Below are 16,394 nucleotides of genomic sequence, written 5' to 3' on the forward strand. Positions count from 1 at the left end.
GGACTGGGAGTAACCGACGGCGTGGCCGAGGGCGTAGGACTGGGCGCGGCCGAGGGCATAGCCGATGGGGTGGGGGAGACCACAGCCATCACCGGGACACTGGGCTGGGGCTCCTGCGGGGGCCGGGTGGCCAGAAACACGCCGCCTCCCGTAGCCACAGCCGCCGCCACCAGCAGAATGGCCACCTTGCTGCCCAGGGTCAGACCCCCGCCCCCGGCACCAACCGCCGCCGAAGCGGAGGCGGCAGCAGTTGCGGTGGAAGCCGCCGAGGTGGAAGCCGCAGCAGAGGAGCCTGCCGCTGCCGCCGCGGTGAGGCCCAGAGCCCCCTTGACGGCCAGCAGCCCCCGCTCCATGGTCTGCGGGTCCACCGCCAGATTCTGCTCCTGGAGCACCATGGCCAGGAAGAGCAGTCCCGGATTGAGGGCATGGAGCCGCACGCCGTCCCGCTGCTCCCGCTGGAGGATCAGCTTCTCCAGCGCCTTGCGGGCGTAGTTCAGGCGGCTTTTGACGGTGCCCTCGGCACATTCCAGAATGGACGCAATGTGCTTAATGGGGCACTGGTCGTAGTAGTAGAGCATGACGGCGGTGCGCTGCTCGTCGGGGAGCTGGTCCACCAGCTCCCCCAAAATCAGGCCCGTGTCCCGCTCGCACAGGGTATCCTCCGGCGAGGACACGGGTGGGCCGGAATCCAGAAGGTCAAACATAGCCTCCTCCTCCAGAGCGAACTCACGGGAGTCGGTCTGCATCTTCCGCTGATGGAGGGCCAGCCGGACCACAATGCCACCGATCCAGGACCGCAGGGACTCCGGGTCCTTCAGCTTGTCGATGGAGCGGAACACGGCGATGAATACGTCCTGCACCACCTGCTCGGCCTGATCGGCCTGCCCCAGGATCTTCATGGCCTGGAGATAGACCATGCGATAACAGGCCTGATACAGCCGGGTAAAGACCTCCTCATCCCCCGCCCGAAGCCGGGCTACCGCCTCGGTGTTGGACAAATCGGACAAAAGCTGCATATGACTTCCTCCCTTTGGAACGTTTCTGTCTGTTTGTGTTGGAAAAGGCTCCGCCGGTTTTATCCCGCGAAAATTTTGTCTCACTTTTTCTCCATTGTACCATCATTCCCCAGCCCGAGACAACAAAAGCAGGACGGGCCTTTTCAGGGCCCGTCCTGCTCTGCGGTTGATAAGGTCATTTTTTCTGATCCCGCCTCCGCCTGCGGTCCCTCCGCCTGCTGAGGAAACGTCTGAACTTGTTTCCAAACAGATGGAAGATGGCATACCCGGCGGTGATGGCCACCAGAATAAACAGGATCCGCTGGAGCAGATGGATCACAGAGCCGGAAAACACATCGCTCCAGGTGGCGATATAGTCATACCCGTCGATCCAGGCGGAAAAGATGGCCAGAATGGAGATGATGGCCAGAGAGGTGTCCATCCGCTTGGAGTCGTTGCGGTCGATGATGTCGCACTTGGTGTCAAACACCGTCTGCATCTGGGCCTGATTGCGCTGCATGAACGCCAGCTGGTCCTTGATCTTGAAGGCCTGGCGCAGCATATCGATGGACTTCTGGGAGGTGGGGTAGTTCACCTGAATGTCCCAGAAATCAATGGTTTTGGAGAAATTGTCGTAGATATTCTCCACCTGCTTGAGAAACTCCACCGGCTCGTCCACCGCCTTTGAGGTAATGAGGCGGATGATCTCCCGGTCGGCGATCTGGATGGCGGCCTCCTCCAGCAGAATGAGTTCGATGTAAAACAGGGTGATGGACTCCTCGCACAGCCGGTCCCGCAGGGTGGCCTGAAAGTCGGGGGTGAACTGGAGCACCACGTTGCTGTAGGCGCACACAAAGGCCCGGTCATACTGCCCCATGCCCTTTTTCGAGCTGATGGCGGCCACGATCTCCCGGTCCACGATCTCACCGAAATTCTCCCCGTCGGGGTAGATGGTCTCGGCGGCCAGCAGGGAGGCGATCTGGCTGGACTTCAGGCAGCTCTTGGCCTTGGGGATCACCGCAAAGATCTTGGGGGTGCCCCGCTTGATCACCCCATAGTTCAGGCTGACAAAGTCAAAGAAATTGGTGTGGCTGCCGTCCGCTCCCACCACCATCAGATTGTTGCGGATGATGTTGTCCATCAGGTGGCTGATGAGGAAGGGGGAGGAGAGGGAGTACCAGGTCAGCACTCCGCAGTTGCTGTCGGTGTCAATGGAGATGTACAGATCCACGAAGGCGGGAGCGCCGATGGGGTCGCCTGCCTCGTCGTAGCAGTCCACCGTTCCCTCTCTGGTGATCTGGACCGGAATCTTGCCCAGGTAATAGCGCTTAATGCGGCGCTTGAAGCCGGCCAGATCGTCCACATCCTCCAGCTGGGAGGGGACCCCCGCCTCATAGTGGGTGCGGAAGTCCATGTCCTTCAGCAGGGCGGCAGCCTTGCGGTCGGGCTGAGCCGGGCAGTCCTCCAGCAGGTCCATGGACCGGTACTGAACGGGCACCGACACAAACACATCGGGGATCACCGCCCATTCCGCCTGGCGGGAAGGGAGCATCTCCTCCAGCACACGGTTCATCAGGGGCGGGGCGGGATAGGGGGTTTTCTGGACATAAAAGACCCGGTCCCCCGCCATATGCTCCTCATACTGGGACACGTTGATGAGCCGCTGGTACTGCAAATAGCTGTCGTAGTCCAGCTCCACCACGGACCCCATGGCCAACTCCCCCTGCCGGGTCACAAAGCAGGCCACGCCGTGGTCCTCCACTGTGCCGTACCCGGCCACCGCCGTCTGTTCCTTCACCACACGGCAGGGGATCTGATACCGCTCCAGCAGGCCGGGGGAGGGGAGCAGCAGCTTGACCGTGCTGCCGATGGAGCAGGTATGGGCGGGGTCCTGGGGGGCATGGATGATGAGATTGTAGTCCTTGTCGATCTCCCGGATGGAGAAGTTCCGCTTCCGGTAGATCCCCAGGGAGTCCGGGTTGGACACGTCGCTGACCAAGTAGTGCCGGGGATAGTCCTTCAGGATCAGGTCGATGAGGCAGGCCCCCAGGCCCCGGTTCTGGCAGGCGGGGCGCACCGCCACCGACAGCAGGTAGAGCACATCCCCGGGCAGTCCCTCCACCACGTCGTGGAGGGACGCGCTGTAGGGGAGGCCCTGGCCCCCATCCTCCCCGGCGAAGATCATCCGGAAGGAGGCAAAGTCCTCCCCCCGCACCTTACGGTAATCAAAGCAGAGCAGGAAGGCCGTCAGGGTGTCCCCGTCCCAGATCCCCCGGCAGTCTCCGTGCCGGAGGCAGTACAGCAGGCTGGGCCCGTAGGCCTTCCTCATATCCTGCATACGGGTGGCTTCCGAGGGGAAGGAGCGCTTGTAGAAATGATCGTCCTGGAAGCACTGACAGAACAGCTCCATCACCTGCTCCATATGACAGTCTCGCAGCATCCCGGTCGTCATGTCACATTACCTCAACCACATATTTTTTCAGCAGTTCCATGGGGTGGTAGGCCTGCTTGGCCCGCCGCAGGCCCGGGTCCCCCATATCCTCTTCCCGGTTGATATAGGTCACGTCTCCCCCCGTGTAAGCGGCGGCGAACTGATTGACCAGCATCTGATAGGCGCCCTTGCAGCTTCGGTCGGCCTTTTCGATGTGGGTGAACAGGGTGTCGTTGACGATCTCCCCCAGGGAGAAGCCCACGATGGCCCCGTCGGCGGTGAGCACGCCCCCCACCATGCCGTACCGGTCCAGATTTTGCAGCACCTCCAGCACCCGGTCGTTTTCCTCCCGCTCCGTGGCCCCGGCGCCCGCGCCGGACAGATAGGTCTGGGTGAAAAAGGCCTCCACCGCCCCTACGTTTCCAGCGGTCAGGGGCTTAAAGGACCAGCCCTCCACCCCCCGCTTAAACTGGCTGATCTGGTTGCGCTGGCCGCTGTACCGCTTGCCCGCCAGCTGGGCCAGATCGGAGGCCTGATACAGATAGTCGGCAAAATCGGTCTGCTCACTGACGGCACACCCCGGACAGATGGCCTGGAATTCCTCCAGATAGCACTCCGGGACGGTGCAGAACCGCAGCGGGCCGCCCTCGGTCTGCCCCTTCAGCACCTGGATGCCGCCGGCCACATCGCCCCCCAGGGGAAGATTGTAGTACACCTGGCCGTCCTGGTCGTGGAGACGGGAATAAAAGATCTCCCCGTCCATGGCATATTCCATTTTATAGTAATTCCGCCACATGAACATTCCGCCCACAGTAAAGTCGCAGGTCCTGGATTTCATCTGCCGGAAATAAGGCTGAACAAGAGGGATCTCACTCAGCGTCAGTCGCTTAAATTGCATGATGTGTCTCTTTTCTTCGTCATAATAGGATCGCTGGCCTCCGCAGCGGCAAACAGCAGGGAAGGGCTCTGGAGCTGTGCGCCCCTGTATCATGCCCGTTTTTGTCCTTTTTCTTCCATAAGAGGGCCTGTTTTTCGCTTTGAGGCCCCTCTATTATCTACCAAGCCGCTCTACATTACAAGTCCCTTTCCTGCCGGAGCAGAAATATCTGTCGGTCCCCCTTCATATACTCCACCAGTGAATGAATGGAGGAGTGTTGCTGCTTGAAAGGGAACATCGAGGAACGCGCCTGCCGGCTGGCGCTTTACATCATAGAGAACCGTGCCACGGTGCGGGCCGCCGCCCGGCAGTTCGGCATCAGCAAATCCACCGTACATAAGGACCTCAGTGAACGCCTGCCCTCCTTCAACCGGCCCCTGTACCTCCAGGTAAAGGGGGTGCTGGAGGAGAACAAGGCCGAGCGCCACATCCGGGGAGGCATCGCCACCCGGCGAAAATACAAAGGCATCTAAACAAAAACCGGCGGGCTGCTGATGCAGCCCGCCGGTTCAGACAGTCAAAAAAGTGGCTGCGGCCACTTTTTTGACTGTCTGCTAAACTTTTGAGGCCTTCCATAAGTCCTCAAAAGTTGTTTGATTGCACGCGAAAGGGAACCCTGACGGTTCCCTTTCACACTATCCTTCCCTCCGAAACCTTTGGCCAGGGGTCTTTTTCGACAGTCTAAACCGGCGGGCCGCTGACGCAGCCCGCCGGTTTCATTCCTTTGATTCCTTTGATTACTTGGCGTAATCCACCACTTTGGTCTCCCGGATCATGTTCACCTTGATCTGGCCGGGGTATTCCAGCTCTTCCTCGATCTTCTTGGCGATGTCCCGGGCCAGCAGCACCATCTGGTCCTCGCTGACCTTGTCGGGAGCCACCATGATGCGGACCTCCCGTCCCGCCTGGATGGCGTAGGACTTCTCCACACCGGGGAAGGAAGAGGTGACCTCCTCCAGCTTCTCCAGACGCTTGATGTAGTTCTCCAGGTTCTCACGCCGGGCGCCGGGCCGGGCAGCGGAGATGGCGTCGGCCGCCTGAACCAGGCAGGCCACCACCGTCTGGGGCTCCACATCGTTGTGGTGGGCCTCGATGGCGTGGATCACGTTCTCGCTCTCCCGGTACTTCCGGGCCAGCTCCACGCCGATCTGGACGTGGGAGCCCTCCACCTCGTGGTCGATGGCCTTGCCCAGGTCATGGAGCAGGCCGGCACGCTTGGCCTCGGTGACGTCGGCGCCGATCTCGGCGGCCAGCAGGCCCGCCAGATGGCACACCTCGATGGAGTGGTTGAGCACGTTCTGGCCGTAGCTGGTGCGGTAGCGCATCCGGCCCAGCAGCTTGATGAGCTCGGGGTGCAGGCCGTGGACGTTGGTCTCGAACACGGCGCGCTCGCCCTCGGCCTTGATGGTGGCGTCCACCTCCCGCTTGGCCTTCTCCACCATCTCCTCGATGCGGGTGGGATGGATGCGACCGTCCTGGATCAGCTTCTCCAGGGCCAGCCGGGCGATCTCACGGCGGACGGGATCGAAGCAGGAGACGGTGATCACCTCGGGGGTGTCGTCAATGTTCAGGTCCACGCCGGTCAGGGTCTCCAGGGTGCGGATGTTGCGGCCCTCGCGGCCGATGATGCGGCCCTTCATCTCATCGTTGGGCAGGGGTACCACAGAGACGGTGGCTTCCGCCACATGGTCCGCGGCGCAGCGCTGGATGGCCAGGGACAGGATCTCCTTGGCGCGCTGGTCGGCTTCTTCCTTGAACTGGGCCTCGATCTCCCGCACCTTCATGGCCGACTCGTGGGTCACTTCCTCGGCCAGCTGGTTGATCAGGTAGTCCTTGGCCTCCTCGGCGGTAAAGCCGGAGATGCGCTCCAGCACCTCCATCTGGGTCTTTTTGACGGTGGCCACCTCTTCCCGGGCCTCTTCCAGCTCGGCCAGCTTGCGCTGCAGGGTGTCCTCCTTCTTCTCCATGTTCTCGGTCTTGCGGTCCAGGTTCTCTTCTTTCTGCTGCAAGCGCCGCTCCTGCTTCTGCAGGTCGGCCCGGCGCTCTTTTACTTCCCGTTCGTACTCGTTGCGGGCCTGGAGGATCTCCTCCTTGGCCTCCACCAGGGCCTCGCGCTTCTTGCTCTCGGCGCTCTTGATGGACTCGTTGATGATGCGCTTGGCCTCCTCCTCCGCGCTGGAGATCTCCTTCTCTGCCACGCGGCGGCGGTACTGGATGCCGAGCACAAAAAACACCACAGCCGCGACCACGAACGCGATGACGGCTGCTAATATGACAGGCAACATGAGCCGGGTTTACACCTCCATCTGTTTTGATTTTTGTTTCAATCGTTTTGTTCAATTCCCATGTGGGCGGCGGGCAAGGATTTGTCCGACCCGCACAAAAATTTGAAGAGCGTACCCCTTGCTCTTCAAAAAATGCACCGAATCTATTTTAAGGCTGTCCGCTCCTTCTGTCAAGGAAATTCGTCTCCGGAAGAATCCATTCCTGCCTGATTTCCCGGGAAAAGGTCGGACGCGCTGCAAAATTGCAGCGCGTCCTTCAAATTTGTTCCATGGCGCCGGGGGCAGGGGATTCCTCCCGCTGAAACTCGGTCATGGTACCCCAGTACCGCTTGGGCATCTGGGTCATGCGGCATTTGGGGTTATAGCGGCCCTCAATGGCGATGGTGTCGTAAAACCGCCGCCACAAGGCCCGGTAATCCAATTCACCTGCCCCGGGCGGGGCCAGGTCGAACCGGTCCAGAGGCACAATGGCCCACTTCCCCTTCTGGCAGAACAGGGCCTCCCGGTGGGTGCGGTCGTAGAGCACCAGGGTCTCGCCGGGGTAGCGGGCGGCAAAGTGGGGCCGCAGCAGGGGAAGCACCCAGTTTTTTGGCTCGATCTCTCCCACCAGGGCCCCGTCCTGGTCGGAGAAGCGGGTAAAGCCCTTGAGCAGGTGGGCCTCGTGGGTCAGGTGCTGGACCGCCTTGCCCAGAACAGCCACCCGGGGGTCGGTGAGATCCCGCACCACCGACGGCCCCCGCTCATAGCCCAGCCGGAGGAAGTCCCACAGGGCCAGCTCCCGCTCCTCCAGGCAGGTGAGAAAGCCGTAGGTCACCAGGCGGCGGCCCTGCTGGCCCATGCTCCGGTCCAGAGAGCGGTACACCCGCCGGGCCTTCTGGTCGTCGGTGTCCACCGTCCGCTGGGGCCACAGAGTCACCCGGCCGTCCCCGTAGGTGAGGAAGCAGGCGGGCTCCTCCTTATTGGCGTAGGCCATAAACACACAGGTAAGGAACCCGGCAAAGCTGCCGTCATAAGAATAGGAAAACCTGGGCCAGTCCATGGGGACCTCCTTTCCAGAGGGCTTAACCTTCAAAATAACGACAACTGCTCCGGTTCTTTTCCCGCCAAGGCGGGCTTCTCCAGAGCCACCAGATGGCGGAGCACCCCGTCGGGGTTCACCCTTAACCCCTCCAGCATCTTTCCCGAGCAGGTGATGAAATACTGGGCCCGTTTCAGCACCACCCCCAGGGTTTTCAGGCCCGAGAAGGTGAGGGGCCCCACCCGCCGGGCGGTGAGAATCCGCCGGGCGGACACCACCCCGATGCCGGGCACCCGCAGCAGAGTCTCGTAATTGGCCCTGTTCACCTCCACCGGGAACTGCTCCATATGCCCCAGGGCCCAGGCACACTTGGGGTCCACCCGGGTGTCGAAGTTGGGGTGGGCCTCGTCCAGCAGCTCCTCCGCCCGGAAGTGGTAGAACCGCAGCAGCCAGTCGGCCTGGTACAGCCGGTGCTCCCGCAGCAGGGGCGGCTTGAAGTCCTGCCGGGCAGGGAGGAGGGCGCTGTCGGACACCGGCATATAGGCGGAGAAAAACACCCGTTTCAGCTTATATTGGTCATATAAGGCCTGGGTCAGGGTCAAAATGTGCCTGTCGCTCTCGGGGGTGGCCCCAATGATCATTTGGGTGGACTGGCCCGCCGGGGCAAACCGGGGGGCGTGCTTATACTTCACCAGTTCCCCCCTGGCCTGGGTGATGCCGTCCCGGATCTGAGCCATGGGAGCCAGAATGGCCTTTTTCTCCTTGTCGGGGCACAATTTATGGAGGCTGTCCTCGCTGGGCAGCTCGATATTCACCGAAAGCCGGTCGGCCAGCTGGCCCAGCCGCTGGGTGAGGGCCGGGTCGGCCCCGGGGATGGCCTTGGCATGGATATAGCCATGAAAGCCGTACTCCTGCCTCAGCAGGGTGAGGGCAGATATCATCTCCTCGGTGGTGCGGTCGGGGCTGACCCACACCGCAGAGGAGAGAAACAGCCCCTCAATATAGTTGCGCCGGTAGAAGCCGATGGTCAGCTCCGCCAGCTCCCTTGGGGTGAAGGCCGCCCGGGGCAGGTCGTTGGACCGGCGGTTGACGCAGTAGGCGCAGTCGTAGATACAGCGGTTGGTGTATAACACCTTCAAAAGGGAAATACACCGGCCGTCGGCAGAGAAGGAGTGGCAGCACCCGGCGGCCATGGTGCTCCCCATGCCTTTGCCGCCCCGCCGGTCCACCCCGCTGGAGGTGCAGGCGGCGTCGTACTTGGCCGCGTCCGCCAAAATGGTCAGCTTATCCATCAGGTCCACCGTACTCCCCCCTTTGGCCCTATTATAACTCGAACAAACGTACCAGTCAAGAGGGGGGTTCTGGAACTTTTGTTCCCCATTCCGTCCTGCAATCCTCATTGCTTTTTCCTATTACAAGGTGTATAATTGCATAGATTAACCTTTCATAGGACCGAAAACTTTTACTTTCATCCGCTGTTAAGGAGGATCTGTTATGCACTATACCTTTGCGCAGTATCAGGAGAGCGCCGACTACATCCGCAGCAAGATCGGCACCTTTGCCCCCAAGGTGGCCATGATCCTGGGCTCCGGCCTGGGCTACATGGGGGATATTGTAGAGAACGCCGTGGCCGTGCCCTACGGGGAGATCCCCCACTTCAAGGCCTCCACAGCCCCCGGCCACAAGGGCCGCCTGGTGTTCGGCACCCTGGAGGGCCAGAACGTGGCCGTCATGCAGGGCCGGATGCACCACTATGAAGGCTACTCCTATGAGGAGGTGGCCTACGCCGTCCGGGTTCTGCGGCTGCTGGGCTGCTCCACCCTCATCGTTACCAACGCCGCCGGCTGCGTCAACACCAGCTGGAAGGCGGGCGACCTGATGCTCATCACCGACCAGATCAAGATCTTCATGGAGTCCCCCCTGCGGGGCGAGAACCTGCCCGAGTTCGGCGTGCGCTTCCCCGACGCCTCCCACCTGTACACCCCCGCCCTCCAGGATGTGGCCCGGAAGGCCGCCGGGGAGCTGGGCATTGCGCTGAAGGAAGGCGTGTATATGTACTTCCCCGGCCCCCAGTACGAGACCCCCGCCGAGGTGCGCTTCGCCCGCATCGCCGGGGCCGACGCGGTGGGTATGTCCACCGCCCCCGAAGTCATCGTGGCAGGCCACTGCGGGATGCAGGTGCTGGGCTTCACCCTCCTGTCCAACATGGCCGCCGGCATCCTGGATCAGCCCCTCTCCGAGGAGGAGGTGCTGGAGGCTGCCGAGGCCTGCAAGGACAAGTTCTCCCGGCTGGTACTGGCCTGCCTGAAGCAGATCGGGTAAGACGGGGCTTTCTTCTGTATCACAAATAAAGGAGATCAACAGTTTATGTCCATTCTCATTCACAACTGCACCGCCGTGCTGATGGACGAGGCGGGCACCGTCCTGCCCGGCGCCTATGTGGCGGTGGAGGGGACCAGGATCGTTTCCGTGGGCACCGTCCGCCCTCAGGGGACCTTTGACCAGGAGATCGACGGCAAGGGCAACGTGCTCATGCCCGGCTTTGTCAACGCCCACACCCATGTGCCCATGACCGCCATGCGGGGCTACGGCGACGGCAACAACCTCCAGGACTGGCTGAACAACTACATCTTCCCGGTGGAGGCCCGCTGGGACGACCGGGCCGTCCGGTCCTGCACCGCCCTGGGTCTGGCGGAGATGATCGCCTCCGGCGTCACCACCATTGCCGATATGTATATGCATACCGACATCATCGCCCAGGAGGTTGCCTCCGCCGGCATCAGCGCCAACCTGAGCTGCGGCGGCGTCCAGTTCTCCGACAGCCTTGACCCCGCCACCCACAACGACTGCGTGGTCCAGCGGGAGCTGACCGAAAAATGGCACAACTACAACGACGGCCAGATCCGCATCGACGCCTCCATCCACGGGGAGTACACCTCCCATAAGGAGCTGTGGCAGTGGATGGCCGGCTATGCCCGGGAGCATAAGCTGGGGATGCACGTCCACATCTCCGAGACAAAGGCGGAGCACGAGGCCTGCATCGCCCGCCACGGCAAGACCCCCATCCAGACCCTCAATGACTACGGCGTGTGGGACGGCCGGGCCATTGCCGCCCACTGCGTGTGGACCACCCCGGAGGACTGGGCCATTATGGCCGAGAAGGGGATCTCCGCCATCCACAACCCCATCTCCAACCTGAAGCTGGGCAGCGGCATCGCCCCGGTGCCCGCCATGAAGAAGGCGGGGGTCAACGTGTGCCTGGGCACCGACGGCGTGTCCTCCAACAACTGCACCGACTTTTTCAGCGACCTGAAGTTTGCCGCCATCCTCCACAACGGGGCGGGCTGCGATCCCCTGGCCCTGCTGCCTCTGGACGCCCTGAAGATGGCCACCCGGGACGGCGGCGTGGCTCTGGGCCGCAAGACCGGCGTCATCCAGGCCGGGTATGAGGCCGACCTGATCCTGGTGGACTTCTCCCACCTGAACCTGACCCCCTGCCACAGCGTCATCTCCAACCTGGCCTACGCCGCCCATGGCTCCGATGTGTGCATGAATATGGCCCGGGGCAAGGTCATATACAAGGATGGGGACTTTTTGACCATCGACCTGGAGCGGGTACGACGGGAAGTGGCGGACTACGCCCTGCCCCTGCTGTTCCAGAACAACTAAGGGGGACTACCGTTGTCAAACCAGCAGAAAAAAAATACCTTCTACGGCGCGGCGGCCTTTTTGGCCATGACCACCATCATCGTCAAGGTCATCGGCGCCATCTACAAGATCCCGCTGACCGCCCTGCTGCCTGACGAGGCCTACGGCGACTTTAACGCGGCTTACAACATCTATACCTTCTTCCTCACCATCTCCACCGCGGGCCTGCCCGTGGCCCTGTCCAAGACGGTAAGCGAGTGCAACACCCTGGGCCGCCAGAACCAGAAGAGCAAGGTGTTCCAGGTGGCCTTCTTCGCCTTCCTGTTCATGGGCCTGTTCAGCTTCGTGTGTATGTCGGTGTTCTCTCCCATTGTGGCCAAGTATGTGCTGCAGAATGAGAAGGCCGTCTTTGCCGTGCTGGCCCTGTCCCCGTCGGTGCTGTGTACCTGCATCTGCTCCGCCTTCCGGGGCTACGCCCAGGGCCACATGAACATGGTGCCCACCGGCATCTCCCAGGTCATTGAAGCCCTGTCCAAGATGTTCCTGGGCCTGGCGCTGGCCTTCCTGATCCTCAACTCCGCCATCCCCGACCAGGATCTGAAGAGCCGCCTGTCCGCCTCCGGCGCCCTGCTGGGCGTGTCCATCGGCTCCATTTTGTCGGTGGCCTTCCTGGCCTTTAACCACATCCGCACCAACAGGCGGGAACGGATTACCTCCAGCGACACCCCCGACACCTCCAAACAGATCCTGTCCCGGCTGCTCAAGCTGGCCATTCCCATCACCCTCAGCTCCTGCACCCTGACCATCGTCAACCTCATCGACACCGGCCTGGTGCAGAGCCAGCTGCAGACCGTGTTTACCGCCATTCAGGACGGCCTCACCGGCATCTCCAACAGCGTGCTGGACATCTTCCCCAAGGCCGTGGCCATCTTCCAGGAAAACCTGGCCGCCTTCCAGGCCGAGGTGCTCACCAATCCGGACACCCAGCTCAACCCCGTTCTGGACTCCGCCCGGGAGCTGTACGGCGTGTACAGCAAAACCATGAGCATCTACAACCTGCCCTTCAACCTGATGGTACCGCTGACCGCCTGCATCGTGCCCGGCGTGTCCGCCTGCATCGCCCGGCGGGACCGGCGGGGCGCCCAGCGCACCACCGAGTCCGCCATGCGCATCTCCGCTCTCATCGCCCTGCCCTGCGGCTTCGGCCTGTTCGCCCTGGGCACCCCCATCATCCAGCTGCTCACCGTGGGCAACGTGGATGAGACCATTGCCGGACCCCTGCTGTCCATCCTGGGCATCGCCGCCCTCTTCGTGTGCATCCAGGTGGTGGCTTCCGCCATCCTCCAGGCCAACGGCATTGTCAACCTGCCCATCATCACCATGGTGATCGGCGGCGTGGCCAAGGTCATCGTCAGCTACACCCTGGTGGGCAACCCCAAGTTCATGATCTTCGGCGCCCCCATCGGCACTCTGACCTGCTTCGTGATCGTGTCGGTGCTCAACCTCATCGTCATCAAGCGCATGGTGCCCAATCCCCCCCGGCTCATTCCTGTCTTTGTCAAGCCCCTCATCGCCTCGGTCGTTATGGCTGCGGCTGCCTGGGGCTGCCAGGGCCTGCTGGCCCGGTACTTCTCCGGCTCCTTTATCAAGAACGCCATCGCCACCGGCGGCGGCATCCTGGCCGGCGCGGTGGTGTACGTCATCCTCATCGTGGTGCTGAAGGTGCTGTCCAAGGAGGATCTGGAAATGATGCCCAAGGGGGACAAGATCGCGAAACTCTTGCGGATTCGCTGACTTTTTTGGAAAAAGAGGTTGCAGGAGGCCTTGAAATATGGTAGATTTTCAGTATAAGGATTTCTATGACGTTCGGGACCTGGAGGAGATCGTCCGCATCCTCCGCGCCCCCGGCGGCTGCCCCTGGGACGCGGAACAGACTCATGAGTCTATCCGCCGCAACTTCCTGGAGGAGGCCTATGAGGCCGTGGAGGCCATCGACGAGCGCAGCCCCGGCCACCTGAAGGAGGAGCTGGGGGACGTGCTGCTCCAGGTGCTCTTCCACGCCCGCATGGAACAGGAGGCCGGCCGGTTCAATCTGGACGATGTGGCCGACGGCGTGTGCAAAAAGCTCATCTACCGCCACCCCCATGTGTTCGGGGATGTGAGCGTATCGGGCACCGGTGAGGTGCTCACCAACTGGGAGGAGCTCAAGCGCAAGGAAAAGGGCCAGGCCACCAATACCGACGCCCTCTCCGCCGTGGCCCGTTCTCTGCCCGCCCTGTGGCGGGCGGAGAAGGTGCAGAAGAAGGCCAAAAAGGCGGGCTTCGACTGGCCGGATATCTCCGGCGCTCTGGACAAGCTGTCCGAGGAGCTGGAGGAGCTGAAAACCGCCGTGGCTGAGGGCACCAACGTGGAGGAGGAGCTGGGCGACCTGCTCTTCTCCGCCGTCAACGTCTCCCGCTTTTTGAAGGTAGACCCGGAGGTGGCGCTGGGCAAGGCCACCGACAAGTTCATCGGCCGGTTTGCCAAGGTGGAGGAACAGGCCGCCGCCCAGAATCAGTCCATGGAGGGCATGACTCTGGAAGAACTGGACAAGCTATGGGAGCACGCCAAGGAAACTTAAAGGCACACTGCCTTAAGTAAATATCAAGTACAACAGAGCAAAACAGGAGGAACGCACCAAATGAACAAGGCTGAACTGATCAATGCGGCCGCCGAGAAGGCCGGCCTGTCCAAGAAGGATACCGAGAACGCCATCAACGCCGCCATCGAGGTCATTTCCCAGTGCCTGGCCGAGGGTGATAAGGTCCAGCTGGTGGGCTTTGGCGCCTTTGAGGTGAAGTGCCGTGCCGAGCGCACCGGCCGCAACCCCAAGACCAAGGAGAGCATCAAGATCCCCGCCTCCAAGGTGCCCGTGTTTAAGCCCGGCAAGGCCCTGAAGGACGTCGTGGCTCAGTAATCTGACCTGATAAAAAGTGCCAGTCCGGAAGGACTGGCACTTTTGTAATATTACGTTTTTTTATAACAAGGAGGACTCAATATGCGCCTGGATAAATGGCTCAAGGTCTCCCGGCTCATCAAGCGCCGGACGGTGGCCAACGAGGCCTGCGACAACCAGCGGGTCACCGCCAACGGCCGGCCGGTAAAGGCCAGCTACGACGTGAAGGTAGGCGACGTGCTGGAGCTGCGCTTCGGCGAGCGCACCGTGAAAGTGGAGGTGCTGTCGGTGGCCGAGCACGTGGGCAAGGCCGATGCCCCCGCCCTGTACAAGGAGCTGCTCAGCTGAGGGGCTCCTCCAGCAGCCCCGCCAGCAGCAGGGCGTAATCCGCCAGCCCCGCCAGCGGCGCCCGCTCGTCCACCGAGTGGGCGTCCATGATATCCGGTCCCGTGGAGGCCATCACCAGTCCCGGCGCTTTTGCCCGGAACACCGAGGGCTCCAACCCCACATGGACCATATTGATTTCCAGCCCCCGCCCGGTTTGGGCCCGGTACACCCGGTCCAGCACCTGGGCCAGGGGGTTGTTTTTATCTCCCGGCCAGCCGGGATAGCCGGTGACGGTGAGGGAGAAGCCGGCCTGTTCCGCCAACCGGCGATTGTCCGCCGCCATGGCTCCCTCGTCCTCCTGCCGGGCAGCCCGGAGGAAGAGGCGGACGGCGAAGGTATTTTCCTCCCGCCGGGCCACCCCCAGATTGACCGAGGCCCTTACCACACCGGGGAACTGGGGGTCCATGGCAAACACACCGTGGCGCAGGGCGGTGAGCAGATCCAGCACTTCCCGGCGGAAATCTGCCGTCCACACAGTCTCAGGGCGATCCACCGGGGACAGGTCCAGTTTCAGGTTGGGGTCAGTGGCATGGAAGGGGAGAAGGGCCTCCTCCAGCGCTCCCAGGTCCGGCTTCTGACCCACCACCACAGCCTCTGCCCCGGCGGGGATGGCGTTGAAAGCGGAGCCGCCGGTGAAATCTGCCACCGCCAGGGCGGGCCGGTCCTTCAAATAAGCGGCCAGCACCTTGATAGGGTTGATGCGGCCCAGGTGGATGTCGTCGCCGGAGTGGCCGCCGGTGCCGCCGGTGAGGGAGATTTTCCAGGCCTCACCCTCCGGGGTGGGGCAGGTGTCCAGGGCCCGGGTCCAGCATTCCCGCCGCCCTCCGGCGGAGCCCACAATGGCTCTGCCCAGATGGAAGCCGTCGGTGTTGAGCAGCCAGGCCGCACCCGCCAGCCAGGCCGGGTCCACCACCTTGGCCCCCTCCAGGCCCATCTCCTCGCCTACGGTGAAGAGGAAGCGCAGGGGGCCGTGACTCACCCCCTGCTGTACCACCCACAGGGCGGCGGCGTTTCCCAGGTTGTTGTCCGCCCCCAGGGAGGAGCGGCGGTCGGTACACAGATATCCGTCCTGTTCCAGAATGGTCACCGGATCGGTGAGGGGATCGAACCCGCTGCCGGGAGCCACGGCGCACACCATGTCCATGTGGCCCTGGAGGATGAGCAGAGGCTCGTCCTCCCGGCCGGGGGTGGCGGGGCAGTCCGCCATCACGTTGCCCGCCTCATCCCGGACGGGGGAGAGGCCCAGGCCCCGGAGAAACTCCATGTAGTCCTGACCCACTGCCTCCTCGTGGTGAGAGGGGTGAGGGTGGCGGGACAGGGTGCGGAAGGTAGTAATCACCCCGGCGGTGATGTCCGCCCGGGAACCGAGACGATCAGATAATGTCATATGCGTTCTCCCTTTTTCTCTGGCGTGTTTTCTTCATTGTACCACATTCCCCCAAAGGGGGCATCTTTTCCTTGACAAAATTTCTTCCCTCGTTATAATAATGTCTATTGAATAAACCGTAAATCGGTTTATTCGCGCGGCGATAGCCGCGCAATTCCATAAAAACGGCTTAAGAAAGCCGCTTTTATGGAATTCAGCCATTGTTACAATGCGTATTTCCGCTGGTGCGTCTCAACGCATCAGCGGAAGGTGCAAGGTTTTTGAAATATTTTGTCCAAAAACCTTGCACCTGAACAAAGCCAAGGCTTTGTTCAATACGCATTATAATAGTGCATTAAGGTGTCATGACACCTGTAATGACTTTTTGACAG

General features: G+C 61.9%; 14 protein-coding genes. 7 read left to right on the top strand and 7 right to left on the bottom strand.

The window, feature by feature from the left end; all coding sequences use genetic code 11:
- From B5G40_RS14950 to B5G40_RS14960, 3 genes are all read right to left on the bottom strand, one after another.
- Positions 1-1,016, bottom strand: a 1,016-nt coding sequence (locus tag B5G40_RS14950) for an RNA polymerase sigma factor (RefSeq protein WP_087400393.1), incomplete at its 3' end; no start/stop codon positions are given.
- 175 nt (positions 1,017-1,191) lie between these two features.
- Entirely contained in the window at positions 1,192-3,447 is a 2,256-nt protein-coding gene (locus B5G40_RS14955; RefSeq protein WP_087400395.1) for a GNAT family N-acetyltransferase, read from the bottom strand.
- A 1-nt stretch (position 3,448) separates the two neighbouring features.
- Positions 3,449-4,324 (bottom strand): DUF2156 domain-containing protein, encoded by an 876-nt coding sequence (locus tag B5G40_RS14960; protein WP_158099554.1) that lies wholly within the window; start codon positions 4,322-4,324, stop codon positions 3,449-3,451.
- Between the two features lie 263 nt (positions 4,325-4,587).
- On the opposite strand from B5G40_RS14960, the gene spoIIID reads away from it, so the two are divergent.
- Positions 4,588-4,836 carry a sporulation transcriptional regulator SpoIIID gene (spoIIID, locus tag B5G40_RS14965; RefSeq protein ID WP_087267768.1) on the top strand — a complete coding sequence of 83 codons (249 nt, stop codon included), beginning with the start codon at positions 4,588-4,590 and terminating at the stop codon, positions 4,834-4,836.
- A gap of 264 nt (positions 4,837-5,100) precedes the next feature.
- Here spoIIID and rny read toward each other — a convergent pair whose 3' ends face one another.
- From rny to B5G40_RS14980, 3 genes are all read right to left on the bottom strand, one after another.
- Positions 5,101-6,648, bottom strand: a complete 1,548-nt coding sequence (rny, locus tag B5G40_RS14970; protein ID WP_087400399.1) for a ribonuclease Y — start codon at positions 6,646-6,648, stop codon at positions 5,101-5,103.
- 256 nt (positions 6,649-6,904) lie between these two features.
- Positions 6,905-7,687, bottom strand: a complete 783-nt coding sequence (locus B5G40_RS14975) for a TIGR03915 family putative DNA repair protein (protein ID WP_087329801.1) — start codon at positions 7,685-7,687, stop codon at positions 6,905-6,907.
- Positions 7,688-7,716: 29 nt separating this feature from the next.
- On the bottom strand, positions 7,717-8,967 hold the full coding sequence (locus B5G40_RS14980) for a putative DNA modification/repair radical SAM protein (RefSeq protein ID WP_087400401.1): 1,251 nt from the start codon (positions 8,965-8,967) through the stop codon (positions 7,717-7,719).
- A gap of 193 nt (positions 8,968-9,160) precedes the next feature.
- Here B5G40_RS14980 and B5G40_RS14985 point away from each other — a divergent pair, with 193 nt between their 5' ends.
- The 6 genes from B5G40_RS14985 (at position 9,161) to B5G40_RS15010 (ending at position 14,597) form a co-directional block, all read left to right on the top strand.
- Positions 9,161-9,988, top strand: a complete 828-nt coding sequence (locus tag B5G40_RS14985) for a purine-nucleoside phosphorylase (protein ID WP_087400402.1) — start codon at positions 9,161-9,163, stop codon at positions 9,986-9,988.
- A gap of 45 nt (positions 9,989-10,033) precedes the next feature.
- Complete coding sequence (locus tag B5G40_RS14990; RefSeq protein ID WP_087400405.1) at positions 10,034-11,335, top strand: amidohydrolase family protein; 1,302 nt, start codon at positions 10,034-10,036, stop codon at positions 11,333-11,335.
- A 12-nt stretch (positions 11,336-11,347) separates the two neighbouring features.
- Complete coding sequence (locus B5G40_RS14995; protein WP_242959459.1) at positions 11,348-13,108, top strand: putative polysaccharide biosynthesis protein; 1,761 nt, start codon at positions 11,348-11,350, stop codon at positions 13,106-13,108.
- Positions 13,109-13,145: 37 nt separating this feature from the next.
- Positions 13,146-13,934, top strand: a complete 789-nt coding sequence (gene mazG, locus B5G40_RS15000) for a nucleoside triphosphate pyrophosphohydrolase (RefSeq protein WP_087400407.1) — start codon at positions 13,146-13,148, stop codon at positions 13,932-13,934.
- Positions 13,935-13,994: 60 nt separating this feature from the next.
- Positions 13,995-14,270, top strand: coding sequence for an HU family DNA-binding protein (locus B5G40_RS15005; RefSeq protein ID WP_087187223.1), 276 nt, complete (start codon positions 13,995-13,997; stop codon positions 14,268-14,270).
- Between the two features lie 81 nt (positions 14,271-14,351).
- Positions 14,352-14,597 (top strand): RNA-binding S4 domain-containing protein, encoded by a 246-nt coding sequence (locus B5G40_RS15010; protein WP_087267740.1) that lies wholly within the window; start codon positions 14,352-14,354, stop codon positions 14,595-14,597.
- Here B5G40_RS15010 and B5G40_RS15015 read toward each other — a convergent pair.
- Positions 14,590-16,023, bottom strand: a complete 1,434-nt coding sequence (locus B5G40_RS15015; protein WP_087400408.1) for a M20/M25/M40 family metallo-hydrolase — start codon at positions 16,021-16,023, stop codon at positions 14,590-14,592. The genes B5G40_RS15010 and B5G40_RS15015 overlap by 8 nt on opposite strands.
- Positions 16,024-16,394: the final 371 nt, after the last annotated feature.

This window comes from Flavonifractor sp. An9, from assembly GCF_002161245.1.
GTDB lineage: Bacteria > Bacillota > Clostridia > Oscillospirales > Oscillospiraceae > Flavonifractor > Flavonifractor avicola.

What these genes read in the sequence shown, in the direction of transcription:
- B5G40_RS14955 (WP_087400395.1), bottom strand. Translation starts at nt 3,447, where the DNA reads ATGACGACCGGGATGCTGCGAGACTGTCATATGGAGCAGGTGATGGAG.
- B5G40_RS14960 (WP_158099554.1), bottom strand. Translation starts at nt 4,324, where the DNA reads ATGCAATTTAAGCGACTGACGCTGAGTGAGATCCCTCTTGTTCAGCCT.
- rny (WP_087400399.1), bottom strand. Translation starts at nt 6,648, where the DNA reads ATGTTGCCTGTCATATTAGCAGCCGTCATCGCGTTCGTGGTCGCGGCT.
- B5G40_RS14975 (WP_087329801.1), bottom strand. Translation starts at nt 7,687, where the DNA reads ATGGACTGGCCCAGGTTTTCCTATTCTTATGACGGCAGCTTTGCCGGG.
- B5G40_RS14985 (WP_087400402.1), top strand. Translation starts at nt 9,161, where the DNA reads ATGCACTATACCTTTGCGCAGTATCAGGAGAGCGCCGACTACATCCGC.
- B5G40_RS14990 (WP_087400405.1), top strand. Translation starts at nt 10,034, where the DNA reads ATGTCCATTCTCATTCACAACTGCACCGCCGTGCTGATGGACGAGGCG.
- mazG (WP_087400407.1), top strand. Translation starts at nt 13,146, where the DNA reads ATGGTAGATTTTCAGTATAAGGATTTCTATGACGTTCGGGACCTGGAG.
- B5G40_RS15005 (WP_087187223.1), top strand. Translation starts at nt 13,995, where the DNA reads ATGAACAAGGCTGAACTGATCAATGCGGCCGCCGAGAAGGCCGGCCTG.
- B5G40_RS15010 (WP_087267740.1), top strand. Translation starts at nt 14,352, where the DNA reads ATGCGCCTGGATAAATGGCTCAAGGTCTCCCGGCTCATCAAGCGCCGG.
- B5G40_RS15015 (WP_087400408.1), bottom strand. Translation starts at nt 16,023, where the DNA reads ATGACATTATCTGATCGTCTCGGTTCCCGGGCGGACATCACCGCCGGG.